Source organism: Pseudomonas sp. TE3-3-F2023 (genome assembly GCF_036784815.1).
Classification (GTDB): domain Bacteria; phylum Pseudomonadota; class Gammaproteobacteria; order Pseudomonadales; family Pseudomonadaceae; genus Aquipseudomonas; species Aquipseudomonas pudica.
Genome location: NZ_CP145113.1, coordinates 3,576,677 through 3,599,733, shown reverse-complemented (window position 1 = coordinate 3,599,733; position 23,057 = coordinate 3,576,677). Strand labels below are relative to the sequence as shown.

The 23,057-nt window shown below is 63.5% G+C and carries 24 protein-coding genes; 18 read left to right on the top strand and 6 right to left on the bottom strand.

Annotated features, from left to right (window positions below; genetic code table 11):
- The first annotated feature begins 101 nt into the window (after positions 1 to 101).
- The 11 genes from paaK to V3314_RS16145 all read left to right on the top strand — a co-directional run bounded on the left by paaK (position 102) and on the right by V3314_RS16145 (position 11,145).
- Entirely contained in the window at positions 102 to 1,421 is a 1,320-nt protein-coding gene (gene paaK / locus V3314_RS16195; RefSeq protein WP_046614151.1) for a phenylacetate--CoA ligase PaaK, read from the top strand.
- Positions 1,422 to 1,696: 275 nt separating this feature from the next.
- A complete protein-coding gene (paaA, locus tag V3314_RS16190) occupies positions 1,697 to 2,686 on the top strand; it encodes a 1,2-phenylacetyl-CoA epoxidase subunit PaaA (protein ID WP_015270325.1) in 990 nt (329 codons plus the stop codon).
- 25 nt (positions 2,687 to 2,711) lie between these two features.
- A complete protein-coding gene (gene paaB / locus V3314_RS16185; protein WP_013972614.1) occupies positions 2,712 to 2,993 on the top strand; it encodes a 1,2-phenylacetyl-CoA epoxidase subunit PaaB in 282 nt (93 codons plus the stop codon).
- 8 nt (positions 2,994 to 3,001) lie between these two features.
- Positions 3,002 to 3,760 (top strand): 1,2-phenylacetyl-CoA epoxidase subunit PaaC, encoded by a 759-nt coding sequence (gene paaC, locus V3314_RS16180; protein WP_338459281.1) that lies wholly within the window; start codon positions 3,002 to 3,004, stop codon positions 3,758 to 3,760.
- Positions 3,747 to 4,280, top strand: coding sequence for a 1,2-phenylacetyl-CoA epoxidase subunit PaaD (gene paaD, locus V3314_RS16175; RefSeq protein ID WP_046614153.1), 534 nt, complete (start codon positions 3,747 to 3,749; stop codon positions 4,278 to 4,280). The genes paaC and paaD overlap by 14 nt, the downstream gene beginning before the upstream one ends.
- Positions 4,281 to 4,295: 15 nt before the next feature.
- The gene (paaE, locus tag V3314_RS16170) at positions 4,296 to 5,372 is read left to right on the top strand and encodes a 1,2-phenylacetyl-CoA epoxidase subunit PaaE (protein WP_046614154.1); all 1,077 of its coding nucleotides are present in this window, start codon (positions 4,296 to 4,298) and stop codon (positions 5,370 to 5,372) included.
- Positions 5,373 to 5,598: 226 nt separating this feature from the next.
- On the top strand, positions 5,599 to 5,907 hold the full coding sequence (locus tag V3314_RS16165) for a DUF485 domain-containing protein (RefSeq protein WP_046614155.1): 309 nt from the start codon (positions 5,599 to 5,601) through the stop codon (positions 5,905 to 5,907).
- The gene (locus V3314_RS16160; RefSeq protein ID WP_338459279.1) at positions 5,904 to 7,466 is read left to right on the top strand and encodes a cation acetate symporter; all 1,563 of its coding nucleotides are present in this window, start codon (positions 5,904 to 5,906) and stop codon (positions 7,464 to 7,466) included. Before V3314_RS16165 ends, V3314_RS16160 begins: the two co-directional genes overlap by 4 nt.
- Positions 7,467 to 7,506: 40 nt before the next feature.
- Complete coding sequence (locus tag V3314_RS16155; RefSeq protein ID WP_046614157.1) at positions 7,507 to 8,739, top strand: OprD family porin; 1,233 nt, start codon at positions 7,507 to 7,509, stop codon at positions 8,737 to 8,739.
- A 27-nt stretch (positions 8,740 to 8,766) separates the two neighbouring features.
- Positions 8,767 to 10,818, top strand: coding sequence for a phenylacetic acid degradation bifunctional protein PaaZ (gene paaZ / locus V3314_RS16150; RefSeq protein ID WP_338459277.1), 2,052 nt, complete (start codon positions 8,767 to 8,769; stop codon positions 10,816 to 10,818).
- Between the two features lie 156 nt (positions 10,819 to 10,974).
- Complete coding sequence (locus V3314_RS16145; RefSeq protein ID WP_162531743.1) at positions 10,975 to 11,145, top strand: hypothetical protein; 171 nt, start codon at positions 10,975 to 10,977, stop codon at positions 11,143 to 11,145.
- A gap of 99 nt (positions 11,146 to 11,244) precedes the next feature.
- Here the strand turns inward: V3314_RS16145 and V3314_RS16140 are convergent, their stop codons facing one another.
- Positions 11,245 to 11,514, bottom strand: a complete 270-nt coding sequence (locus V3314_RS16140) for a DUF6555 family protein (protein WP_046614159.1) — start codon at positions 11,512 to 11,514, stop codon at positions 11,245 to 11,247.
- 169 nt (positions 11,515 to 11,683) lie between these two features.
- Positions 11,684 to 11,893 (bottom strand): general stress protein, encoded by a 210-nt coding sequence (locus V3314_RS16135; RefSeq protein ID WP_003259459.1) that lies wholly within the window; start codon positions 11,891 to 11,893, stop codon positions 11,684 to 11,686.
- A 275-nt stretch (positions 11,894 to 12,168) separates the two neighbouring features.
- Between V3314_RS16135 and V3314_RS16130 the strand changes: the two genes are divergently transcribed.
- Both V3314_RS16130 and V3314_RS16125 read left to right on the top strand, forming a co-directional pair.
- Entirely contained in the window at positions 12,169 to 15,951 is a 3,783-nt protein-coding gene (locus V3314_RS16130; RefSeq protein WP_338459275.1) for a CheR family methyltransferase, read from the top strand.
- Positions 15,952 to 16,032: 81 nt separating this feature from the next.
- A complete protein-coding gene (locus V3314_RS16125) occupies positions 16,033 to 16,431 on the top strand; it encodes an NUDIX hydrolase (RefSeq protein ID WP_338459273.1) in 399 nt (132 codons plus the stop codon).
- A 227-nt stretch (positions 16,432 to 16,658) separates the two neighbouring features.
- Here the strand turns inward: V3314_RS16125 and V3314_RS16120 are convergent, their stop codons facing one another.
- Positions 16,659 to 17,210: an ATP-dependent Clp protease proteolytic subunit gene (locus V3314_RS16120; RefSeq protein ID WP_046614163.1), complete on the bottom strand. Its 552-nt coding sequence runs from the start codon at positions 17,208 to 17,210 to the stop codon at positions 16,659 to 16,661.
- A gap of 22 nt (positions 17,211 to 17,232) precedes the next feature.
- The gene (locus V3314_RS16115; RefSeq protein WP_338459272.1) at positions 17,233 to 17,607 is read right to left on the bottom strand and encodes a low affinity iron permease family protein; all 375 of its coding nucleotides are present in this window, start codon (positions 17,605 to 17,607) and stop codon (positions 17,233 to 17,235) included.
- A gap of 166 nt (positions 17,608 to 17,773) precedes the next feature.
- Here V3314_RS16115 and V3314_RS16110 point away from each other — a divergent pair, with 166 nt between their 5' ends.
- Genes V3314_RS16110 through V3314_RS16090 form a run of 5 tightly spaced genes read left to right on the top strand, consistent with a single transcriptional unit; the run spans position 17,774 to position 22,082 of the window.
- Positions 17,774 to 18,691 (top strand): DUF72 domain-containing protein, encoded by a 918-nt coding sequence (locus V3314_RS16110; RefSeq protein WP_046614384.1) that lies wholly within the window; start codon positions 17,774 to 17,776, stop codon positions 18,689 to 18,691.
- Positions 18,688 to 19,473: an endonuclease/exonuclease/phosphatase family protein gene (locus V3314_RS16105; RefSeq protein ID WP_046614165.1), complete on the top strand. Its 786-nt coding sequence runs from the start codon at positions 18,688 to 18,690 to the stop codon at positions 19,471 to 19,473. Before V3314_RS16110 ends, V3314_RS16105 begins: the two co-directional genes overlap by 4 nt.
- A complete protein-coding gene (gene clsB / locus V3314_RS16100) occupies positions 19,470 to 20,672 on the top strand; it encodes a cardiolipin synthase ClsB (protein ID WP_046614166.1) in 1,203 nt (400 codons plus the stop codon). Before V3314_RS16105 ends, clsB begins: the two co-directional genes overlap by 4 nt.
- Complete coding sequence (locus tag V3314_RS16095; protein WP_046614167.1) at positions 20,672 to 21,619, top strand: lysylphosphatidylglycerol synthase domain-containing protein; 948 nt, start codon at positions 20,672 to 20,674, stop codon at positions 21,617 to 21,619. The genes clsB and V3314_RS16095 overlap by 1 nt, the downstream gene beginning before the upstream one ends.
- Before the next feature lie 34 nt (positions 21,620 to 21,653).
- Positions 21,654 to 22,082, top strand: a complete 429-nt coding sequence (locus tag V3314_RS16090; protein ID WP_338459270.1) for a hypothetical protein — start codon at positions 21,654 to 21,656, stop codon at positions 22,080 to 22,082.
- Positions 22,083 to 22,261: 179 nt separating this feature from the next.
- Here V3314_RS16090 and V3314_RS16085 read toward each other — a convergent pair whose 3' ends face one another.
- Together V3314_RS16085 and V3314_RS16080 are read right to left on the bottom strand one after the other, a co-directional pair.
- On the bottom strand, positions 22,262 to 22,486 hold the full coding sequence (locus tag V3314_RS16085) for a metallothionein (protein ID WP_135001916.1): 225 nt from the start codon (positions 22,484 to 22,486) through the stop codon (positions 22,262 to 22,264).
- Positions 22,483 to 22,947 carry a hypothetical protein gene (locus tag V3314_RS16080; protein WP_046614169.1) on the bottom strand — a complete coding sequence of 155 codons (465 nt, stop codon included), beginning with the start codon at positions 22,945 to 22,947 and terminating at the stop codon, positions 22,483 to 22,485. Before V3314_RS16080 ends, V3314_RS16085 begins: the two co-directional genes overlap by 4 nt.
- Positions 22,948 to 23,057 lie beyond the last annotated feature (110 nt).

Here is a 23,057-nt window from a genome sequence, read left to right as displayed (position 1 = left end):
GTTACCGAACCGAACGCAGCCGTATATGCTGCTTCCATGACACTCACCGCACGGCCTGCAACCGGTGCCGCGCGGCGTACAAGAACAATTCGAGTGAAGCCATGAACATGTACCATGATGCCGATCGTGCTCTGCTGGACCCGATGGAAACCGCCAGTGTCGACGCCTTGCGCCAGCACCAGCTGGAGCGCCTGCGCTGGAGCCTGAAGCACGCCTATGACAACGTGCCGCTGTACCGTCAGCGTTTTGCCGAATACGGCGCCCACCCCGACGACCTCAAGTGCCTGGAAGACCTGGCGAAGTTCCCCTTCACCGGCAAGAACGACCTGCGCGACAACTACCCCTACGGCATGTTCGCCGTGCCCCAGCAAGAGGTGGTGCGCCTGCACGCCTCCAGTGGCACCACCGGCAAGCCGACAGTGGTGGGCTACACCCAGAACGACATCGACACCTGGGCCAATGTGGTCGCCCGCTCGATCCGCGCCGCGGGCGGGCGCAAGGGGGACAAGGTGCATGTCTCCTATGGCTACGGCCTGTTCACTGGCGGGCTTGGCGCGCATTACGGTGCCGAGCGCCTGGGCTGCACGGTGATCCCCATGTCCGGTGGCCAGACCGAAAAGCAGGTGCAGCTGATTCGCGACTTCCAGCCCGACATCATCATGGTCACCCCTTCCTACATGCTCAACCTGGCCGACGAGATCGAGCGCCAGGGCATCGACCCGCAAGACCTCAAGCTGCGCCTGGGCATATTCGGTGCAGAGCCGTGGACCGATGAGCTGCGCCGCTCGATCGAGCAAAGGCTGGGCATCGATGCCCTCGACATTTATGGCCTGTCGGAAATCATGGGGCCAGGAGTGGCGATGGAGTGCATCGAAACCAAGGATGGCCCGACCATCTGGGAGGACCATTTCTACCCCGAGATCATCGACCCGGTCACCGGCGCGGTGCTGCCGGACGGCCAGCTGGGCGAACTGGTGTTCACCTCGCTGAGCAAGGAAGCGTTGCCCATGGTGCGCTACCGCACCCGCGACCTCACTCGCCTGCTGCCCGGCACCGCCAGGCCGATGCGGCGGATTGGCAAGATCACCGGCCGCAGCGATGACATGCTGATCATTCGCGGGGTCAACGTGTTCCCGACCCAGATCGAGGAGCAGGTGCTGAAAATAAAACAGCTTTCAGAGCTTTATGAGATTCATCTGTATCGTAATGGCAACCTGGACAGTGTCGAGGTGCATGTGGAACTGCGTGCGGAGTGCCAGCAACTCGATGAAGGCCAGCGCAAGCTGTTGACCGGGGAGCTGACCAAGCAGATCAAGACCTATATCGGCATCAGCACCCAGGTATGCCTGCAGCCCTGCGGCACCCTCAAGCGTTCAGAGGGCAAGGCCTGTCACGTGTTCGACAAACGGTTGGCCAGCTGATTCATTCGGCTGCCTTTTCGGCCCCGGCATCGTCCGGGGCTTTTTTTGCCTGGGAGATTGCTGGGGGCGCTTTGCGCCCCTTTCGCGACGCAAGGCCGCTCCTACAGGGTAACGCAATCTTCTGTAGGAGCGGCCTTGTGTCGCGAAAGGGCTGCACAGCAGCCCCCTTGGCCCGCAAAGCGATACACAAATCTTATTCGATACACATTAAACTGTTTGACGTTATGTTTTGTATCGCTTACAAATGACTCATGCCTTAGCAGGAGTCGGAACACATGTACGCACAGCTAGTGGAAACCGGAGTCAAGCGCGTCAAGTCGCTGGAAGAGATGTCGCCCGAGGAGCGCAACTTCCAGGAAAAGATCGACGCCGAAATCAAGATCGAAGCCAAGAACTGGATGCCCGAGGCCTATCGCCAGACCCTCATCCGGCAGATCTCCCAGCACGCCCACTCGGAAATCGTCGGCATGCTGCCCGAAGGCAACTGGGTCACCCGGGCCCCCAGCCTCAAGCGCAAGCTGCAGCTGATGGCCAAGATCCAGGACGAAGCCGGCCACGGTCTGTACCTGTACAGCGCCATGGAAACCCTGGGCGCCGACCGTGACGAAGAAATCGCCAAGCTGCACAGTGGCAAGGCCAAGTACTCGAGCATCTTCAACTACCCCACTCTCAGCTGGGCCGACATGGGCGCAGTGGGCTGGCTGGTCGATGGCGCCGCCATCGTCAACCAGGTGGTGCTGCAGCGCACCTCCTACGGCCCGTATTCGCGCGCGATGATCCGCATCTGCAAGGAAGAGAGCTTCCACCAGCGCCAGGGCTACGAAATCCTCCTTACCATGATGCGCCACGGCACCCAGGCCCAGCGGGACATGGTCCAGGACGCGATCAACCGCCTGTGGTGGCCGGCACTGATGATGTTCGGCCCCAGCGACGAGCACTCCCCCAACAGCGCCCAGTCCATGGCCTGGAAGATCAAGCGCCAGACCAACGATGAACTGCGCCAGCGCTTCATAGACCAGACAGTGCCGCAGCTCGAACTGCTCGGCTGCACCGCCCCCGACCCTGAACTGAAGTGGAACGCCGAGCGCGGCCATTACGACTTCGGCGAAATCCAGTGGGACGAGTTCTACGAGGTGATCAAAGGCAATGGCCCGTGCAACCAGGAACGTGTCGCCACCCGGCGCAAGGCCATCGAGGACGGTGCCTGGGTACGCGAGGCCGCCGTGGCCTACGCGCGCAAGCAACAGAACAAGAACGCCGCCTGAGCGGCGATTGATGCGGAGATCGAAAATGTCTGTCTGGACCCTCTACGAAGTGTTCGTGCGCAGCAAGCACGGCCTTAACCACAAGCATGTCGGCAGCGTGCACGCCGCCGATGCCGCCATGGCCATCGAAAACGCCCGCGAGCTGTACACCCGCCGCAGCGAAGGCGTGAGCCTGTGGGTGGTGCCTTCGGCACTGATCACTGCCTCTTCCCCGGACGAGAAAGACCCATTGTTCGCCCCGGCGGACGACAAGGTCTACCGCCATGCCAGCTTCTACGAACTGCCCGACGAAGTCGGGCACATGTGAGGTTGGCCATGCACAACGAAGCCCTTGTCCCCTACTTGCTGCTGCTCGGCGACAGTGCCCTGGTGCAGGGCCAGCGCCTCTGCGAATGGTGTGGCCGCGCCCCGGCCATCGAAGAAGAGCTGGCCCTGATGAACGTCGGCCTCGACCTGGTCGGCCAGGCGCGCAACTGGCTGGATTACGCCGCCGAGTTGCTCGATGATGGCCGTGACGCCGATGCCCTGGCCTTCCGCCGTGACGAGCGGGCCTATCGCAACCTGTTGCTGGTCGAGCATCCCAACGGCGATTTCGCCGTGACCATGACCAAGCAGTTCTTGTATGACGCCTGGCATTTCGCCGTGCTTCAGGGCCTGGCCGACTCGAACGACGAACGTATCGCCGGTATCGCCGCCAAGGCCCTGAAGGAAGTCACCTACCATCTGCGCCGTTCCAGCGAGTGGGTGCAGCGCCTGGGCGGTGGCACCGAAGAAAGCCGCCAACGCATGCTCGCGGCCATCCCGGCACTGTGGCGCTTCACCGTCGAACTGGCCACTGGTAGCGACAACGAAGTGTGCCTGGCGCAAGCGGGCGTTGCCGCCGACCCCGCTGCCGTCGGCGCGGCCTGGCTCAAGCAGGTTGGCGAAACCTTCACTTCGGCCGAGCTGCCACTGCCCAAGGCCGCCAGCCACTTTTACCTGGACGGTCGCAAAGGCCTGCACACCGAGCACCTGGGCCTGCTGCTGGCCGAGATGCAGTTCCTGCCAAGGGCGTACCCCGATGCAAACTGGTGAGCTGATTGCCGGCGACCGTGGTGCCCGCGCGCAACAAAGCGACGACCTGGCACGGGCCTGGGCGGTACTGGCCCAGGTCATGGACCCGGAAGTGCCGGTGGTCAGCGTGGTCGACCTTGGGATCGTGCGCGACCTCGACTGGCGCGCCGGGCACCTGCACCTGGTCGTCACGCCGACCTACTCCGGCTGCCCGGCCACCGAGGTGATCGAACGGGATATCCGCCAGGCGCTGGAGCAGGCAGGTTTCCCCGCGCCGGCTCTCGACCGTCGGCTGACCCCGGCCTGGAGCACCGACTGGATCAGCGAGCTGGGCCGCGAGCGCCTGCGCGCCTACGGCATCGCCCCGCCACAGGGCAGCGCCAGCAAACGCAGCCTGCTCGGCGAGGCGCCGCAGGTGTGTTGCCCGCAGTGCGGCAGTGCCCATACCGAATTGCTCAGCCAGTTCGGCTCCACGGCTTGCAAGGCACTTTACCGCTGCCGCGAGTGCCTGGAGCCGTTCGACTATTTCAAATGCATTTGAGCCGTGGAGAACGCCATGAGCCAGTTTCACAGCCTGACCATCAAGCAAGTGCGCAACGAGACCCGCGATGCGGTGTCGATTGCCTTCGACGTGCCCGAGCACCTGCAGGCGCAGTTCCGCTTCACCCAGGGCCAGTACCTGGTCATGCGTACCCAGCTGGACAACGAAGAAGTCCGTCGTTCCTACTCCATCTGCAGTGCCGTGCAGGACGGCGAACTGCGTGTGGCGGTAAAGCGCGTGCCTGGCGGGCGCTTCTCGGCATTTGCCAATGATGTGCTCAAGGCCGGCCAGCAACTGGAAGTGATGCCGCCATCTGGCAGCTTCTTCGTGCCACTGGAGCCGGCCCGCCAGGGCAATTACCTGGGCGTGGCTGCCGGCAGCGGCATCACACCGATCCTGTCGATCATCGCCACTACCCTGGCCAGCGAGCCACACAGCCGCTTCACCCTGCTGTACGGCAACCGCTCAAGCTCCGGCGCACTGTTCCGCGACAAGCTGGAGGACCTGAAGAACCGTTACCTCGACCGCCTGAACCTGATTTTCGTGTTCAGCCGCGAGCAGCAGGATGTCGACCTGTACAACGGTCGCATCGATGCCGACAAGTGCGGCCAGCTGTTCTCGCGCTGGATGGACGTTGCCAACCTGGATGCCGCATTCATCTGCGGCCCGCAGGCGATGACCGAGACGGTGCGCGACAGCCTGCGGGCCAATGGCCTGGCCAAGGAACGCATCCATTTCGAGCTGTTCGCCGCAGCCGGCAGCGAAGCCCGTCGTGAGGCTCGTGAAGCGGCGCGCCAGGTGGACTCGGCGCTCAGCCACATCACCGTGATCAGCGACGGCCGCGCCCTCACCTTCGACCTGCCACGCAACACCCAGAGCGTGCTGGACGCCGGCAATGCCATCGGCGCCGAGCTGCCGTACTCGTGCAAGGCCGGCGTGTGCTCGACCTGCAAGTGCCGGGTGATCGAGGGCGAAGTGGAGATGGACAGCAACCATGCCCTGGAGGACTACGAAGTGGCGGCCGGGTACGTGCTGTCGTGCCAGACCTACCCGGTGAGCGACAAGGTGGTGCTCGATTTCGACCAGCTGTAGGCCCAAGCCCCTCTCGGACTGACGCGGTCTCTGTAGGAGCGGCCTTGTGTCGCGAAAGGGCCGCAACGCGGCCCCAGGATCCTGGCCCTGATCATGGATTGCCGGGGCTGCTGCGCAGCCCTTTCGCGACACAAGGCCGCTCCTACAAAGGCCGCACCAACAGCATTGCAATGCAACACCCGCGTGACCTCAACAAAACAATTACAACACCCAGAGATCGCAACCCATGACACCCGAACGCATCGAAAGCATCGTCAACCACCCCGACTTCCAGCACCTGGTGCAACGCAAACGCCGCCTCAACGGCAGCCTGACCCTGGCCATGCTGGTGATCTACTACGGCTTCGTCCTGCTGGTGGCGTTCTCCCCCAGCACCCTCGGCCAGTCCCTCAGCGGTGGCGTCACCACCGTCGGCATGCTGGTGGGTGTACTGATGGTGCTGCTGTCCTTCGCCCTGACCGGTATCTACGTGCACCGCGCCAACAATGTGCTCGACCCGCTCAACGACAAGGTCAAGCAGGAGTGCGCGCAATGAACTGGACTGCCATCTCGATGTTCATGGTGTTCGTCTGCTTCACCCTGCTGGTCACCCGCTGGGCTGCCATGCGCACCCGCTCGGCCAGCGACTTCTATACCGCCGGCGGGGGCCTGACCGGCATGCAGAACGGCCTGGCGATCGCCGGCGACATGATCAGCGCCGCGTCGTTCCTGGGCATTTCGGCCATGATGTTCATGAACGGCTACGACGGCCTGCTGTATGCCCTGGGCGTACTGGCCGGCTGGCCGATCATCCTGTTCCTGATCGCCGAACGCTTGCGCAACCTGGGCAAGTACACCTTCGCCGACGTGGTCAGCTACCGCCTGGCGCAAACCCCGGTGCGCCTGACCTCGGCCTTCGGCACCCTGGTGGTGGCGCTGATGTACCTGGTGGCGCAGATGGTCGGTGCCGGCAAGCTGATCGAGCTGCTGTTCGGCATCAGCTACCTGTACGCGGTGATGCTGGTCGGCGTGCTGAAGGTCGCCTACGTCACCTTCGGCGGCATGCTCGCCACCACCTGGGTGCAGATCATCAAGGCGGTGATGCTGCTGTCAGGCACCAGCTTCATGGCCTTCATGGTGCTCAGGCATTTCGGTTTCAGCACCGAGGCGATGTTCGCCAGCGCCGTGGCCGTGCATGCCAAGGGCCAGGCGATCATGGCCCCGGGTGGCTTGCTGTCCAACCCGGTGGATGCCATTTCCCTGGGCCTGGGCATGATGTTCGGTACCGCTGGCCTGCCGCATATCCTGATGCGCTTCTTCACCGTCAGCGATGCCAAGGAAGCGCGCAAGAGCGTGTTCTATGCCACCGGGTTCATCGGCTACTTCTACCTGCTGCTGATCGTCATCGGCTTTGGTGCCATCGTCATGGTCGGTACCGAGCCGTCCTACCGTGACGCCACCGGCGCGATCATCGGCGGCGGCAACATGGTCGCCGTGCACCTGGCCCAGGCCGTGGGTGGCAACCTGTTCCTCGGCTTCATCTCCGCTGTGGCTTTCGCCACCATCCTGGCGGTGGTCGCCGGCCTGGCGCTGTCCGGTGCATCGGCCGTTTCCCACGACCTGTATGCCTGCGTGGTGCGCCAGGGCAAGGCCAGCGAGCAGGAGGAAATGCGCGTCTCGCGTATCGCCACCCTGCTGATCGGCCTGCTGGCGGTCATTCTCGGCCTGATGTTCGAGTCGCAGAACATCGCCTTCCTTTCCGGCCTGGTGCTGGCGGTGGCCGCCTCGGTCAACTTCCCGGTGCTGCTGCTTTCGATGTTCTGGAAAGGCCTGACCACCCGCGGCGCGGTGTGCGGCAGCATGGCCGGCCTGGTTTCGGCGGTGCTGCTGGTGGTGCTGGGCCCGGCGGTATGGGTCAACGTGCTGCATCACGAAAAGGCGCTGTTCCCCTACAGCAACCCGGCGCTGTTCTCCATGAGCCTGGCCTTCCTCGGCGCCTGGGTGTTCTCGGTCACTGACAGCTCCGAACGGGCCAGCCAGGAACGTGGCCGCTACCTGGCCCAGTTCATCCGCTCGATGACCGGAATCGGCGCTGCCGGCGCCAGCAAGCACTGACTTTCAGGGAAGAACAACCATGTCGGGTAAAACAACAACAATGAACCGCACGCACTTCATTTCGGCCGCCTGGCTGGCCACATTCGCCATGCCGTTGCCGGCCATGGCGGACTTCATCGGCGACAGCCACGCCCGGTTGGAACTGCGCAATCACTACCTCAACCGCGACTTCCGCCAGAACAACGCACCGCAGGCCAAGGCCGAGGAATGGGGCCAGGGCTTTACCGCCAAGCTGGAGTCGGGCTTTACCGAAGGCCCGGTCGGCTTTGGTGTCGACGCCATGGGGCAACTGGGCATCAAGCTCGACTCCAGCCGCGACCGCCGCAATACCGGCCTGCTGCCTTTCGGCCCGAACAGCCATGAGCCGGTCGATGACTACAGCGAACTGGGCCTGACCGGCAAGGTGCGGGTGTCCAAGAGCACCCTGCGCCTGGGTACCTTGCAACCGATCCTGCCGGTGGTGGTGTACAACGACACGCGCCTGCTGGCATCTACCTTCCAGGGTGGCCTGCTCACCAGCCAGGATCTGGCCGGCCTGACGTTCAACGCCGGCCGCCTGACCAAGGCCAACCTGCGTGATTCCTCTGGCCGCGACGACATCGGCTACGGCGCCGCCAGCAGCGACCACCTGGACTTCGGCGGCGGCAGCTACGCCATCACCCCGCAAACCAGCGTCAGCTACTACTACGCCAAGCTCGAGGACATCTACCGCCAGCAGTTCGTCGGCCTGATCGATACCCGCCCGCTGGGCGAAGGCCTGAGCCTGCGCACCGACCTGCGCTACTTCGACAGCCGCAACGACGGCGCCGAGCGTGCCGGCAACATCGACAACCGCAACTTCAACGCCATGTTCACCCTTGGCGTACGGGCCCACAAGTTCACCGCCGCCTGGCAGCAGATGTCCGGCGACAGTGCCTTCCCGTTCGTGAACGGCGGCGACCCGTTCACCGTCAACCTGGTCACCTACAACACCTTCACCCGCGCCGGGCTGGACTCGTGGCAGGTGCGCTACGACTACGACTTCGTCGCCATGGGTATCCCTGGCCTGAGCTTCATGACCCGCTACACCGATGGCCGCCACGCCGAAACCGCCACCGTCAGCAATGGCCGTGAGCGCGAACGCGACACCGACATCACCTATGTCATCCAGAGCGGCCCGTTCAAGGACGTCAGCCTGCGCTGGCGCAACGTCACCTTCCGTTCCGGCAATGGCCTGACCAACGCCGTGGACGAAAACCGCCTGATCATCGGCTACACCGTGGCGCTGTGGTAACAGCGCCCCTCTACTTTGGAGAACAGCATGTCTGCCGCCCCTACCCTGCAAAGCTTCATCGCTGGCCGCTGGCTTGGCCAGCACGGCGCCCAGGCCCTGCGTAGCGCCCTGGATGGCCACGTTCTGGCCTACAGCCACGAAGAGCGCCCGGATTTCGCCGAAGCCATGGACTTTGCCCGCGCCCGTGGCCTGGCTGCGCTGATGGCCATGGACTTCCAGCAACGCGCTGCCCGCCTGAAGGCGCTGGCCCTGTACCTGGCCGAGCGCAAGGAGCAGCTTTACGCCCTGTCCCACCACAGCGGCGCCACCCGTGCCGACAGCTGGATCGACATCGAAGGCGGTAACGCCACGCTGTTCTCCTATGCGGGCATTGGCAGCCGCGAGTTGCCGTCGGGCAACCTGGTGCATGAAGGCCCGGCCATTCCACTGGGCAAGCAAGGCCATTTCGCCGGCAGCCACATCCTGGTGCCGCGCGCCGGCGTGGCGGTGCACATCAACGCCTTCAACTTCCCCATCTGGGGCATGCTGGAGAAGTTCGCCCCGACCTTCCTGGCCGGCATGCCGTGCATCGTCAAGCCGGCGACCTCGACCAGCTACCTGACCGAGGCCGTGGTGCGCCTGATGAATGCATCCGGTCTGTTGCCCGAAGGCAGCCTGCAACTGGTGATCGGCAGCACCGGCGACCTGCTCGACCGCCTGCAAGGCCAGGACGTGGTGACCTTCACCGGTTCCGCCGACACCGCCGCCAAGTTGCGCGTCACGCCGAACCTGGTGCGCAACTCGGTGCCATTCACCGCCGAGGCCGATTCGCTGAACTGCGCCATCCTCGGCCCGGATGTGACCCCGGACAGCGAAGAGTTCGACCTGTACATCAAGGAGGTGGTCCGCGAAATGACCACCAAGGCCGGCCAGAAATGCACCGCCATCCGCCGCGCCATCGTACCGGCCAGGCACATCGACGCCGTTGCCACCCGCCTGCGGGAACGGCTGGCCAAGGTGGTGGTCGGTGACCCGTCGCTGGATGGTGTGCGCATGGGCGCCCTGGCCTCCCACGACCAGCAGCACGATGTGGCCGAGCGGGTGCACAGCCTGTTGCAGAGCTGCGATCAGCTGTTCGGTGCCAGCGATGGTTTTGCACCGCGTGGCGAAGGTGTGGCCGAGGGGGCTTTCTTTGCCCCGACCCTGCTGCAGGCCCGCGACCCGCATGCCGAAGGCGGTGCCCACGATATCGAAGCGTTCGGCCCGGTCAGCACGTTGATGGCCTATGACGACCTCGATGAAGCCCTGGCGCTGGCCGCGCGGGGCAAAGGCAGCCTGGTGGCAACCCTGGTCACCGCCGACCGCAGCGTGGCAGCCAAGGCCATTCCGGTGGCTGCCGCCTGGCATGGCCGTCTGCTGGTGCTCGACAGCGAGGCGGCCAAGGAATCCACGGGGCATGGCTCGCCATTGCCACAGCTCAAGCACGGCGGCCCGGGCCGCGCTGGTGGTGGTGAGGAGCTGGGTGGCCTGCGTGCCGTCAAGCATTACCTGCAGCGTGCCGCAGTCCAGGGTTCGCCAAGCATGCTCTCGGCGGTAACCGGCGAATACGTGCGCGGTGGCGAAGTGATCGAAACCGATGTGCACCCGTTCCGCCGCTATTTCGATCAGTTGCGCATCGGTGAGTCGCTGCTCACCCACCGGCGCACCGTGACCGAAGCCGACCTGGTCAACTTCGGTTGCCTGTCGGGTGACCATTTCTACATGCACTTCGACGAGATCGCCGCCAAGCAATCGCAGTTCGGCAAGCGCATCGCCCACGGCTATTTCGTGTTGTCGGCAGCGGCCGGGCTGTTCGTCTCCCCGGGTGCAGGCCCGGTACTGGCCAACTATGGGCTGGATACCCTGCGCTTCATCAACCCGGTGGGCATCGGCGACACCATCCAGGCACGGCTGACCTGCAAGCGCAAGATCGACCAGGGCAAGACCAGCCCGCTGGGCCAACCCCAGGGCGTGGTGGCTTGGGATGTGGAGGTGACCAACCAGCTGGGTGAGCTGGTCGCCAGCTATGACATTCTCACCCTGGTGCTGAAACAGCCCTGACAGTGCCGTTGGTCAGGGGCGGTGGATATCCAACCGACCTCCCCTGGCTATGGCCGCTCTCATTCAATGAGGGGTGGTCAATGGCTTCGCCTCTCACTCCTGTATTGGGCCCGCCTGATAGCGGGCCTTTTTTTCATCGAGAGCGAGGGTTGCGAGATGAATGACTTGCTTGGAATGGGTGGCGGCAGCGCGCAGGATGACTGGCCAGAGCTCGAGCCGGACCGGCGCAATGACCGGGCAGATGACCCGGATGCCGACCCCAATGTGACAGATGACGAAGAGAACCGCCCGGGCGTACCGGCCAGCGACCCCGAGTCCGGTGCCTGACCATCATGCAGACGGTTTGCGCGATCCTACAGAGGAACGTGCCAACTTTTAGAATTTGAGCAGGACATTTGTTTCCGCACGGATTTTGCAGTCGAGGAATTACATTGTCGCCGCTGGCCCCCCCACCGACTGGTTCGGCTTGCCGCCGGATACCCGCCAGCTCACCGCGGTGATCCCGTAGCGCTCGGCCATCGGCCTGCTGACTTTCCTGATCTTCTCCCGGCCGAACTTGGGAATGATGCCGATGCCCGCATCGCAACTTGCCCAATGCCAGGCCTCGGCATTGTCCAGCGTCTCCAGACGGATGATGAAACTGCGCGGCTGGCCATGCAGTTGGTAATCGATGATGTACAGCTGTGGGCTAGGCATCGCAGGGGCCTCCTCTTCTCCATGGATGACACCCTGATTGATCGGGGCACGGCCAGAAGATTCAAAAAATTGTCGAACAAAAGGTACCAGAGGCTACTGCAGCCTCGTTACGCAGGGCCTGGCCGGCACCCGGTACCTGCGGATACCGGGTGTCCAGCACCCCTTCAACTTACTGCTGGCGACCCCCGCCGTGGCTGTTCTGGCCGCCCTTGCGCCCGGCCTCCGATGCCCGCTGGCGGTCGTTGGCGAAGTTGCCGCCAGATGCCTGGCCGCCTTTGTGCCCCGCACGGGAGGCCCGTTCCCGGTCGTTGGCGAAATTGCCTGGGTTGGTTTCCTTGGTGCCGCCGCGCTGGCTGGTGCGCTCTTGATCCTGCGCCATGTGATTTCTCCTTGCGATGGATGGGTCGCATGGATGTCTGCCATGCCTTGGTTCCGAGCCGCCGATCACACAGTCTGCTCAATGGTTTTGCCAGCAACTGACCAGTGGCACCAAACATGGGTCAGCAAAAGGTTTGCGTGACGGAAGCAGGCGGGTCGCACTTTACTGTGCCTGCGGAGGTCTCAACAACATGGCGACGGCCTATAATCCCGCCACACACACGCCCGATGATGCTGATACGGGCGGAACGTTCCGGTCTGCACAAGGCTCCGTCCATGAAGTCGTCCCCCAAGCAACCTGCCTCGCCCCAGAACCCGGCGCTCAGCCCCAGCCACCTGGATTTCCCGGTGGTGGGCATAGGTGCATCGGCAGGCGGCCTGGAAGCGATCTGTACGCTGTTCCGGCAAATGCCCAGCGATTGCGGCATGGCCTTCGTCGTGGTCCTGCACCTGTCACCCGACCACCAGAGCGTCGCCGACCGCATCATCCAGGAGACCACGCAAATGCCGGTGCGCCAGGTGACCGAGCCGGTGCCCATCGAGCGCAACCACATCTACGTGATTTCACCGGCCAATCGCCTGTCCACCAACGATGGCTACCTGCGCGTGACCCCGGCCAACCGGCGCCGTGGCGACCACGTGGCCATCGACCTGTTCTTCCGCGACCTGGCTGACGTGCACAAGGACCACGCCTTCTGCGTGGTGTTGTCCGGTACCGGTGCCGACGGCGCCGTGGGCCTTTCACGGATCAAGGAGCAAGGCGGCGTGACCTTGGCGCAAAACCCGGACGACGCCCAGTACGACAGCATGCCCCGCGCCGCCATCGAGACTGGCATGGTCGACCTGGTGCTGCCGGCGGCAGAAATGCCGCAGAAGCTGCTGGAGCTGTGGCGCAATGCCCGCCAGGTCAGGCTCCCGGAAATCGAAGACGATACCCTGCCTCCGGCCTTGGGCACCCGTGCCGGCGATGCCCAGGCCAGCGAGCCGATGCTCGAAGAGATCCTGCTGCAATTGCGCAGCAATACCGGCCACGACTTCCAGCACTACAAGCGCGCCACGGTGCTACGGCGCATCGAGCGCCGCCTGCATGTGACCGGCCAGGCAGACCTGGCGGCCTACCTGCATTACCTGGAACAGCACCCTGCGGAATCCAGGGCGTTGCTGGCCGACATGCTGATTGGCGTGACCAATTTCTTCCGCGACCGCGAAGCCTTCGAAGCCCTGGAGCGCCATGTGCTGCCGCAGCTGGCCTGCGAACGCGACCCAGCCGAGGGCGCGGACGAGATCCGCGTGTGGTCGGCCGGCTGCTCCACCGGCGAAGAGGCTTATAGCCTGGCCATTTTGGTTTGCGAGCAGCTGGCACTTGAGCAGCGCCCGGGCAAGGTTCAGGTGTTCGCCACCGACCTGGACGAACGCGCGATCGGCATCGCCCGCAGCGGCTCCTACCCCGAAGCGATCGTCACCGACGTGCCGCCCAGCCGGCTGCGCCAGTTCTTCATCAAGGAAGAGCAGCATTACCGGGTGCGCAAGGAGGTTCGCGAAAAGGTGCTGTTCGCCCGGCATAACCTGCTGTCGGACCCACCGTTCTCGCAGATCGACCTTATTGTCTGCCGCAATCTGCTGATCTACCTGGACCGCGAGGTGCAGCGTGACATCCTGCAGATGTTCCACTTCGCCCTGCGCCCGGGTGGCTACCTGTTCCTCGGTTCGTCCGAGTCGGCCGATGTGGCCAATGAACTGTTCGCCCCGGTGGACAAGCGCAACCGCATTTTCCGCGCACTCGATGCCAGTAATACCGGCCACCGTTCCGGCCGACAGCTGCCCGGTACTTCGGCCGCAAGCATGCCCCAGGATGTGCTGGCCAAGGCCAAGCCGGGGCGCAAGCCATCCTTCGCCGACCTGCACTACCGCGCCCTGGCGCGCTGCATGCCGCCCAGCCTGATCGTCGATATCGACGGCAATATCCTGCACATGAGCGAAGGCGTGGGGCGTTTCCTGCAACTGGCCGGTGGCGAACCGAGCCGCAGCCTGCTGAACCTGGTGCTGCCGCCCCTGCGCCTGGCCCTGCGCAGCACCTTGTTCCAGGCGCGTCAGGGGACCGAGGCGGTGACCTCGCGCCCTGTCGACCTGGCGGAAACCATGGGCAAACTGCAGGTGGAGATCACCGTGCAGCCGTACAAGGACGAACTCGGTGCCAGCGATTGCCTGCTGGTGGTGTTCGAGGAGCGCGCGCCCGACCCGTCCCTGCCGTTGCCCGGCGTCATCCGGCAGACTGACAGCATGGTCCTGCACAACCTCGAACGTGAACTGCAGCGCACTCGCCTGCAGCTGCAGGAAACCATCGAGCAGTCCGAGGTCTCCAGCGAGGAGCTGACGGCTTCCAACGAAGAGATGCAGGCCATCAACGAAGAGTTGCGTTCGGCCAGCGAAGAACTGGAAACCAGCAAGGAAGAGCTGCAGTCGATCAACGAGGAACTGCTCACGGTCAACTACGAGCTGAAGAACAAGGTCGAGGAAACCGACAAGGTCAACGACTACCTCAGCAACCTGATCGCCTGCACCGAGATAGCGACGGTGTTCGTCGACCGCAACCTGCATATTCGCTGGTTCACGCCGCGCGCCGCCGACCTGTTCAATATCCTGCCAGTCGATACCGGCCGCTCCCTGCTCGACATCACCCACCGCCTGGATTACCCGGCACTGGCCGACGATGCCCGCGCGGTGGCCCAGGGCGAGGCCATCATCGAGCGTGAAATCGGTGGCCAGGGTGATCACTGGTACCTGGCGCGCCTGCTGCCCTACCGCTCCAGCGAGCAGAAAATCGACGGCACGGTGCTTACTTTCATCGACATCAGCAGCAGCCATGCCGCCGAAGAGCGCGTGCGCCTGGGCGAAGAGCGCCTGAGCAAGCAGTTGGCCGAGACGCAGAGCACCAGCCACATGAAGGACGAGTTCTTCGCCGTCATGTCCCATGAACTCAAGCACCCGCTCAACCTGATCCAGCTCAATGCCGAGATCCTGCGCCGCCTGCCGTCGCTGAGGAACATCAGTGCAGCGAGCAAGGCCGTTGGTACCATCTGTGATGCGGTAACCAGCCAGGCGCGGATCATCGACGACCTGCTGGATGTGGCGCGCATTCGCACTGGCAAGCTCAAACTCAAGACCGAGCCGGTGGACCTGCTCGCCCTCCTGCAGGGCATCCATGACGTGGTAACAAGCGAGCAACACCCCTGCCCGGTTCGCCTGGAGCTGCCCGCCGACAACCTGCCGATGATGATCGAGGGTGATGTTACCCGCCTGGAGCAGATCATCTGGAACCTGCTGAACAACGCGCTGAAGTTCAGCCCGGCGGGCAACGAGATACGCCTGGTGCTGAGCCACGACGAGGATAGCGCACGCCTGCAAGTGATCGACCATGGCGTGGGCCTGAGCCACGACAGCCTCGAGCATATCTTCGACCTGTTCAGACAGGCTGCGCCGCAGCAGGCAAGCCACAGCCGGGAAGGCCTGGGCATCGGCCTGTCGCTGGTACGGCAACTGGTCGAGGCCCATGGTGGTAAAGTCCGCGCGGCGTCACCGGGGCTTGGCCTGGGCTGCACCTTTACGGTCACCCTGCCCCTTTGCGATACGCAGTGCCCGCAGCGTGCACAGGGCTCGGAGCCGCTGAGCGTGGGCCGCCTGGATGGAATTCGCGTGTTGCTGGTGGATGACTCTGTGGAGGTGTTGGCGGTAATGCAGGAGCTGCTGGAAATGGAGAGTGCCAGCGTCAATGCCTTCAGCAAGCCACGTGAGGCCCTGGATGCCGCTGCGGGGGCGGAATACGACATCATCCTCTCGGATATCGGCATGCCGATAATGGACGGCCATGCGTTGATCAAGGCCCTGCGCGGCTACCCGCACCTGCGCCATACCCCGGCCATCGCCCTGACCGGCTATGGTGCCAGCGCCGACCAGCACAAGTCGCGCCAGTCAGGCTTCGACCGGCACCTGAACAAGCCGGTGGGCTATGACGAACTGGTGGAGGCCATCGAGGCCCTGAGCGGCTCGGTGCCTTACTGACCGTTGGTCGCTATGAACGCAACGTTCATTGCGGCCGGGGGCCGAATCTACATGAAATCAAGGATTCGCCCAGGAGCCTGAATGAAACCAGTCAAGCATCGCGCAACCATCATCTGCCGGCATGGCAAACAACCCAATAAATGGTTGTGGGTGAGAAAGCCCAATGCCGCCTGGACCCTGCCCGGCGGCAAGATAGAGCCCGGCGAGACGCCGGTACAGGCAGCGGAGCGTGAATTGCTTGAAGAAACCGGGTTGCAGGCAGAATCGCTGACCCTGTTGATGCGCCATGAAGCGGCAGAGCGCATGCATTATGTGTTCGAGGCGGAATTCGCCGATGCTCCGCATCCCAAGGCGTTGCATGAAATTGCCGATTGGCGGTTCGCCCACCCGGATCAGGTGCCCATGCTCAAGGACGAGATCAAGCTGCTGATTCGTTCGTTGCTGGCCTGTGACCGGGCTACGGCAGCGTCAGTGAGGTAGACCTTCTCCACTTGTACCGGCCCTTTCGCGGGTGAACCCGCTCCCACAGGTTCGGTTGAGTGGCTGAGGAGATTGTCCAGCACTTTTGGTCTGGGCTGTCGTGCAGGCTTGTCAGTACTGGCCTCTTCGCAGCACAAGGCTGCTCGTACTGAACCTCACTAGACCGATGAGTCATGTGTCGTTCTGTGGGAGCGGGTTCACCCGCGAAGAGGCAGGCACAGGAATCGCTAGGCATGCACGCTCCACTGACATGCCTCCACCTCGATCGGCATTTCGTCTACGGCATGGATCATCCCGTTCGCCAATGCCTCCCGTGGCCCCAATATCCGCGGGTAGGCCATCAGATACCGCGGCACATCCAGCACCTCGTCCGCCCCTTCGGTCCGCTCGGCGACGATCTGTGCGTAAAGCCGCAGGTCATAGTCCAGGCTCATCGCATATTCGGCCATGCGTGAGTGGTCGACCGAGCCATGCAAGGTCCAGTGGAACGGGTGGAACAGGAACTTGCTGTAACTGCATGCCGTACGCCGTTCCCCGGCCAGGAACAGGATGTTGCCCATGGATTCCACCGTGCCCAGGTTGTGGGTGTGAACCTCGACCGGTAACGCCCGCAGATAGTTGTACAAGGTAAACCCGTAGCTGCACTCGCCGCCCATGGTGGCGATGTTCAGTTGCAGTACATCGGCGCCTTGCTGCAAGGCTCGCGAACAGGTGTTGATCAGGTTGCCGCAGGTGGATGAATTGATGGGCCCGGTAAAGTGGACGATATGTCTGGCCATGCTTGCCTCCAGGGTTGGCAGGTCATTCCTTGGTTTCCTGCGCATCGTCACCCTGCCCGGCCATCTGCCGGTACTGCTTGCGCAGGGCATGCAGCTCGGCCGGATCCATGTCTTCAAGGTCCAGCAGCGCCTTGTGCGCCTGTTGGGTGGTGCGCAACAGCTCATCGATCTTGATGTGCAGTTCGTCGTTGTCGCGGTTCTGGGTGTTCTGGATCAGGAACACCATGAGGAAGGTGATGATGGTGGTCGATGTGTTGATCACCAGTTGCCAAGTGTCGTTGAAGCCGAACAACGGCCCGGTCACTGCCCAGATCAGGATAAGCAGGCAGGCGATGCCGAAGGTCAGCGGGCGGCCAGCCCAATTGGCCAGCCATTGGGCGAAACGGTCGAATTTCATCCTGGCTCCCTTCCTCGTAGCGGGTATTCGGTGGAAACGTCGCAGGCCGCAAAGTTCCGCGCGGCATCAGCCTTTTCCGTTGGTCAACCGTGCTGAACCCTGGCCGCTGTTGACCGGTCGCACTTTCAGAGTGACCGAACAAGGACCCGGCAATGAGGAAGGCAGCGTGAGCGATATCCGCATCGGCATCTCCGGCTGGCGCTACGGCCCGTGGCGCAAGGATTTCTACCCGAAGGGCCTGCCGCAGGACGAAGAACTGGCGTTCGCTTCGCGAGCGGTCAACAGCATTGAAATAAACGGCTCGTTCTATAGCCTGCAAACACCCGAACGTTACCAGGGCTGGCATGACGAAACGCCGCCCGGGTTCGTGTTCGCGGTGAAAGCCCCGCGCTACATCACCCATGTACGCCGGCTGAAGGACATCGAAGAAGCCATGGCCAATTTTTTCGCATCCGGGCCGTTGCTGCTCGGCAAGAAGCTGGGGCCATTCCTGTGGCAGTTTCCACCGAACATGAAGTTCGACGAGGCCCGCTTCACAAGTTTTCTCGAATTGCTACCGCACAACCGCAAGGCAGCGCGCGAATGCGCACTAGGGTGTGCGCAGCGCCTGAGGGGCAACGGTGGTACTGACATCAAGGGCAATGCACGGCTGCGTCACGCCGTGGAAATCCGCAATGAAAGCTTTCTGTGCGAAGCCTTCATCAAGCTGCTGCGCAAGCACCGTGTGGCGCTGGTAGTGGCCGACAGCGCCGGGAAATGGCCCTATGTCGAGGACGTTACCGCCGACTTCGTGTACATGCGGTTGCATGGCGATGTCGAACTGTACAGCAGCGGCTACACCGCCCAGGCGCTGCGGCGCTGGAAGCAGCGCATCCAGCACTGGAGCCAGGGCCGCCAGGCCGACGATGCCCAGCTGGTAGTGCCAGGGCCGCCACCGCGGCGCGCCGCCCGTGACGTCTACTGCTACTTCGACAACGACCAGAAGGTCCACGCGCCTTATGATGCCCGACGCCTGTTGCAGAAGCTCTCGCTGGACCATGAGCTGATGACCGAGCCTGGCGTGGTGCCGGAGGTGACCCTGTGAACAGGACCTTGCCTGCCCCGCACTGCATCATCGACAAGGTCACTGCCGTGCGTCGGCTGAATGTATTGACGCTGAACGTGCACAAGGGCTTCACCTTCTTCAACCGGCGCTTCATCCTGCCCGAGTTGCGCGAAGCCGTGCGGGCCACCGGCGCCGACCTGGTATTCCTGCAGGAAGTGCACGGCAGCCACCAGCAACATGCCCTGCGCCATCCGGCCTGGCCGGATACGCCACAGTACGAGTTCCTGGCCGACAGCATGTGGCCGCAGTTCGCCTACGGTCGCAATGCCGTATACCCCCATGGTGACCACGGTAACGCGCTGCTGTCGAAATTCCCCATCAGCCGCTTCGACAACCTGGACGTCTCGGTGCAGGGCAACGAGCAGCGCGGCCTGTTGCACTGCCAGCTGGAAGTGCCTGGCCATGACCAGGTGCATGCGGTGTGCGTGCACCTGGGTTTGCGCGAGGCCCACCGGCAACGCCAGGTGAAGCTGCTGCTGGACCTGCTCGACAGCCTGCCGCCCAAGGCACCGGTGATCGTTGCCGGCGATTTCAACGATTGGCGGCTGAAGGCCGATGCGGTGCTGTGCGAACACCTGGTGGAAGCGTTCGGCGAGCATTTCGGCACCCCGGCGCGTAGTTTCCCGGCGCGTCTGCCGCTGTTGCGCCTGGACCGCATCTACCTGCGCAACGCCATGCCCGGTACGGCTCAGGTGCTGTCGAAATACCCGTGGTCGCATCTTTCCGACCACGCCCCTCTGGCTTCGGAGATCAAACTGTGAACCGACCCTGGGTAGACGGCAACAGCGTGCAGTTGCTGATCAATGGCGAGCAATACTACCCCCGCGTGTTCGAGGCCATGGCCCAGGCGCGGGAAGAAATCCTGCTGGAGACCTTCATCATCTTCGACGACAAGGTTGGCCAGCAATTGCAGCAGGTACTGATTGATGCCGCCCGCCGCGGCGTACGCGTCGAAGTGGCCGTGGATGGCTACGGCACGGCCGACCTGCCTGAAACATTCATTGCGGCCATGACCGATGCCGGCGTCAGTTTCCATGCCTTCGACCCGCAGCCGCGGCTGGTAGGCATGCGCACCAACCTGTTCCGGCGCCTGCACCGCAAGATCGTGGTGATCGATGGCGAGCGGGCCTTCATTGGCGGCATCAACTACAGCGCCGACCATCTGGGCGACTTTGGCCCCATGGCCAAGCAGGACTATGCCGTGGAGGTCGTCGGCCCGGTGGTGGCACAGGTTCATGCCTCCAGCAAGCGCCTGATGTCACCGGTGCTGCAGCCGCCCAGCGCGGTAAGGCCATTGACCGAGCCTGCCGGTACCTGCACCGCTGTGCTGGTCGAGCGCGACAACAAGGTACGCAGCACCGATATCGAAGCCCACTACCTGCAGGCGTTTCGCAGTGCCCGACGGCGCATCGTGGTGGCCAATGCGTATTTCTTCCCGGGCTACCGGCTGATGCGTGAATTGCGCAATGCGTCCCGGCGCGGCGTGGAGGTACGGCTGATCCTGCAGGGCCAGCCAGACATGCGCTGGGTACGGGCGCTGTCGCGGCTGCTGTACAACTACCTGCTGCGCGACGGTGTGGCCATTCACGAGTACTGCCAGCGGCCACTGCACGGCAAGGTGGCGCTGGTGGACGATGAGTGGGCCACGGTCGGCTCCAGCAACCTGGACCCGTTGAGCCTGTCGTTCAACCTGGAGGCCAACCTGTTCATCCGCGACCGCGACTTCAACCAGCAGCTCAACCAGCACCTGCAAACGCTGGCCAGCGAACAATGCAAGCCGGTCACCCTGGAACGCATGGTGCGCGGTTACTGGTGGCGGGCGCCGCTGATTTTCCTGTGCTTCCACGTTATTCGCCATTTCCCGCGGATTGCTGGTTGGTTTCCGGCGCACCGCCAGCACTTGCGCTCGGTGCAGCCGGAGGCCGAGGCACAGGGTGACTACCACGAGGGCAAGACCTGATGGCGCGAAAACACTGGCAAACCTGGGGCAAACGGCTGTTCACACTGGCATTCCTGATTCTGATCCCTGCGCTGCTGTACCTGCTGGCGCGCAACCTGGACTGGAACGAAGTGCGCCAGTCGTTGCTGGCCTACAAGCCCGGTACCCTGGCCATCGGCCTGGTGCTGGCAGCGTGCAGCTACTTGACATTCGCCAGTTACGACTTGCTGGCCCGGGCCTACACCGGCCACCAACTGCCGGCTCGCCAGGTGCTGCCAGTGGCCTTCGTGTGCTATGCGTTCAACCTCAATTTCACCACTTGGGTGGGCGGCGTCGCCTTGCGCTACCGGCTGTATAGCCGCCTGGGCCTGGACACTGCAACCATCACGCGCATCCTCACCCTGGGCCTGCTGACCAACTGGATGGGCTACATGCTGCTGGCTGGCACGGTGTTCGCCTTGCGCCTGGTCGAGCTGCCCGCCAACTGGGCGGTGGGCGCCACCGGCCTGCAACTGATCGGCCTGGTATTGCTGGCGATTGCCGCAGGCTACCTGTTGGCCTGTGGTTTCGCCAAAACGCGCACCTGGCGCTGGCGCGAGCATGAGGTAACGCTGCCGTCGCTGCGCCTTGCGCTGTGCCAGGTGGTACTGGGTGCCAGCAACTGGGCGCTGATGGCACTGCTGATCTTCTGGCTGCTGCCTGGCGAAGCCTTCTACCCGTCGATACTTGGCATCCTGCTGATCAGTTGCGTTGCCGGTGTGGTCGCGCATATCCCGGCCGGGCTGGGTGTGCTGGAAACGGTGTTTCTGGCCCTGCTGCACGGGCAGCTTGCGCAAGGCACGCTGGTGGCGGCCCTGCTGGGCTACCGCACGCTGTACTACCTGGTGCCGCTATTGCTGGCGGTGCTTACCTACCTGATCCTGGAGAAACGCGCCAAGGCTATGCGCCGGCGTGACAAGCCGGCCTAGAGCTGGCAAGGGCCACTGGCCCCGGAGGTGACAAATGCGTGGTGCTGTCTTGAAGCCGATGTTGATACTGATGATGACCAGCCTGGTCAGCAGCCAGGCCCTGGCCGAAGCCTGCAACGTGCTCACCCGCTCGTCCAGCGAGGCAGTCACGCCGGTGGAGCGGCACAGCTGCTACAGCTACAGCAACCTGCCCGCCGAAGCGATCAATTGGTCATGCAGCAACGAGAGCAAGGACATGCTCAACAGTGAAAAGCACAAGGTCGCGCGTTGTGCGGATGGCAGCGTTGGCAGCTGCATCGCACCGTTGACCCAAGAGGCATTGGCCAACCCCAAGGCGGCTGGCGGTGACAAACCGGCGTTGCCCAAGGATGCGCGAGTGATCACCTACTACTACGACACCCCCAGCCTGGGCCAGGCCCGCACCGATTGCGAGCGTAGCAACGGTATCTGGCAGACTCACTGAGCCGACTGTTATGGCCTGTTCCGACCCTGTCGCCGGCAAGCCAGCTCCCACAGGGATAACGTAGGCCTTGCGGCCGATGGGGGCGGTGGTGTGGGAGCTGGCTTGCCGGCGATAGGGCCAGAACAGGCATTCAGAGCAGTCGCATCCAATGATGTTCTGGCCGCAGGTAGGGTCTGGCATCAGGGCGAAATCGGGTCACTCGCCGGGAAGGTCTCGTCCAGCGCATTGTCCACCGCGCTTTCCCCAGTCTTTTCACCACAGTGGCAATCACGCATCCGGCACGGCTCGCCATTGCGATGCCCGCTGGCACAGGCCTCGCAGCAATATACCTTGCCTTCTAGTTGCAAGGCATTGGCATCCACGGTGCAGGAACAATGAGCACAGGCACAACGTACCTCGTTCATGGCTTGCTCTCCTCGTCATCGATCACGTCATCGGTCCACGGTTCGCCATCCAGCGGCGCGGAACGGGCCAGTTCGGCTTCGTCCAGGCCTATGCCGCCGCCAATCTCATTGGCTTCGACCCGCCTCAGGGTCTTGTCTGCAGGGCCGCCGCTGCCGCCCGGTTCGTGCGGGTCGCGGGCGCCGGTTTCGTCCAGCAGGGTGTCCGGGCTCAGGTCGTCGTAGGTGACGTTGTCCTCGTGCAGGCTATCGCTCAACGCCTCGCCGCCGGTCATGCCGCTTTCGGCCACGCGTCGCGGTGGGAACTCGCGTGCCACGTCCGCGGCCGGTCGCTCGTCACCCACACGCCCCTCGCGTTCATCCAGGCGCTCGTCGAAGTCCAGTTCATGCACGCTACCCATGCGGTCTTCGGTGTCGTCGATTTCAGTGGGGGTATATGGCTTCGGTTCATCTGCTCGGGCCATGTGCGTTCTCCGTCTGGTGGCTTCATTCGGTCGACTGCACCTGCTGCTGGAAGATTCAGAGTTTTTTTGAACTACCGCTCGGGCTGTTGCCTCCCAGATTAGAGACTGCG

Excerpts from the sequence above, each read along its gene's own strand:
- paaK (WP_046614151.1), top strand. The coding sequence starts at position 102 with ATGAACATGTACCATGATGCCGATCGTGCTCTGCTGGACCCGATGGAA.
- paaA (WP_015270325.1), top strand. The coding sequence starts at position 1,697 with ATGTACGCACAGCTAGTGGAAACCGGAGTCAAGCGCGTCAAGTCGCTG.
- paaB (WP_013972614.1), top strand. The coding sequence starts at position 2,712 with ATGTCTGTCTGGACCCTCTACGAAGTGTTCGTGCGCAGCAAGCACGGC.
- paaC (WP_338459281.1), top strand. The coding sequence starts at position 3,002 with ATGCACAACGAAGCCCTTGTCCCCTACTTGCTGCTGCTCGGCGACAGT.
- paaD (WP_046614153.1), top strand. The coding sequence starts at position 3,747 with ATGCAAACTGGTGAGCTGATTGCCGGCGACCGTGGTGCCCGCGCGCAA.
- paaE (WP_046614154.1), top strand. The coding sequence starts at position 4,296 with ATGAGCCAGTTTCACAGCCTGACCATCAAGCAAGTGCGCAACGAGACC.
- V3314_RS16165 (WP_046614155.1), top strand. The coding sequence starts at position 5,599 with ATGACACCCGAACGCATCGAAAGCATCGTCAACCACCCCGACTTCCAG.
- V3314_RS16160 (WP_338459279.1), top strand. The coding sequence starts at position 5,904 with ATGAACTGGACTGCCATCTCGATGTTCATGGTGTTCGTCTGCTTCACC.
- V3314_RS16155 (WP_046614157.1), top strand. The coding sequence starts at position 7,507 with ATGAACCGCACGCACTTCATTTCGGCCGCCTGGCTGGCCACATTCGCC.
- paaZ (WP_338459277.1), top strand. The coding sequence starts at position 8,767 with ATGTCTGCCGCCCCTACCCTGCAAAGCTTCATCGCTGGCCGCTGGCTT.
- V3314_RS16145 (WP_162531743.1), top strand. The coding sequence starts at position 10,975 with ATGAATGACTTGCTTGGAATGGGTGGCGGCAGCGCGCAGGATGACTGG.
- V3314_RS16140 (WP_046614159.1), bottom strand. The coding sequence starts at position 11,514 with ATGCCTAGCCCACAGCTGTACATCATCGATTACCAACTGCATGGCCAG.
- V3314_RS16135 (WP_003259459.1), bottom strand. The coding sequence starts at position 11,893 with ATGGCGCAGGATCAAGAGCGCACCAGCCAGCGCGGCGGCACCAAGGAA.
- V3314_RS16130 (WP_338459275.1), top strand. The coding sequence starts at position 12,169 with ATGAAGTCGTCCCCCAAGCAACCTGCCTCGCCCCAGAACCCGGCGCTC.
- V3314_RS16125 (WP_338459273.1), top strand. The coding sequence starts at position 16,033 with ATGAAACCAGTCAAGCATCGCGCAACCATCATCTGCCGGCATGGCAAA.
- V3314_RS16120 (WP_046614163.1), bottom strand. The coding sequence starts at position 17,210 with ATGGCCAGACATATCGTCCACTTTACCGGGCCCATCAATTCATCCACC.
- V3314_RS16115 (WP_338459272.1), bottom strand. The coding sequence starts at position 17,607 with ATGAAATTCGACCGTTTCGCCCAATGGCTGGCCAATTGGGCTGGCCGC.
- V3314_RS16095 (WP_046614167.1), top strand. The coding sequence starts at position 20,672 with ATGGCGCGAAAACACTGGCAAACCTGGGGCAAACGGCTGTTCACACTG.
- V3314_RS16090 (WP_338459270.1), top strand. The coding sequence starts at position 21,654 with ATGCGTGGTGCTGTCTTGAAGCCGATGTTGATACTGATGATGACCAGC.
- V3314_RS16085 (WP_135001916.1), bottom strand. The coding sequence starts at position 22,486 with ATGAACGAGGTACGTTGTGCCTGTGCTCATTGTTCCTGCACCGTGGAT.
- V3314_RS16080 (WP_046614169.1), bottom strand. The coding sequence starts at position 22,947 with ATGGCCCGAGCAGATGAACCGAAGCCATATACCCCCACTGAAATCGAC.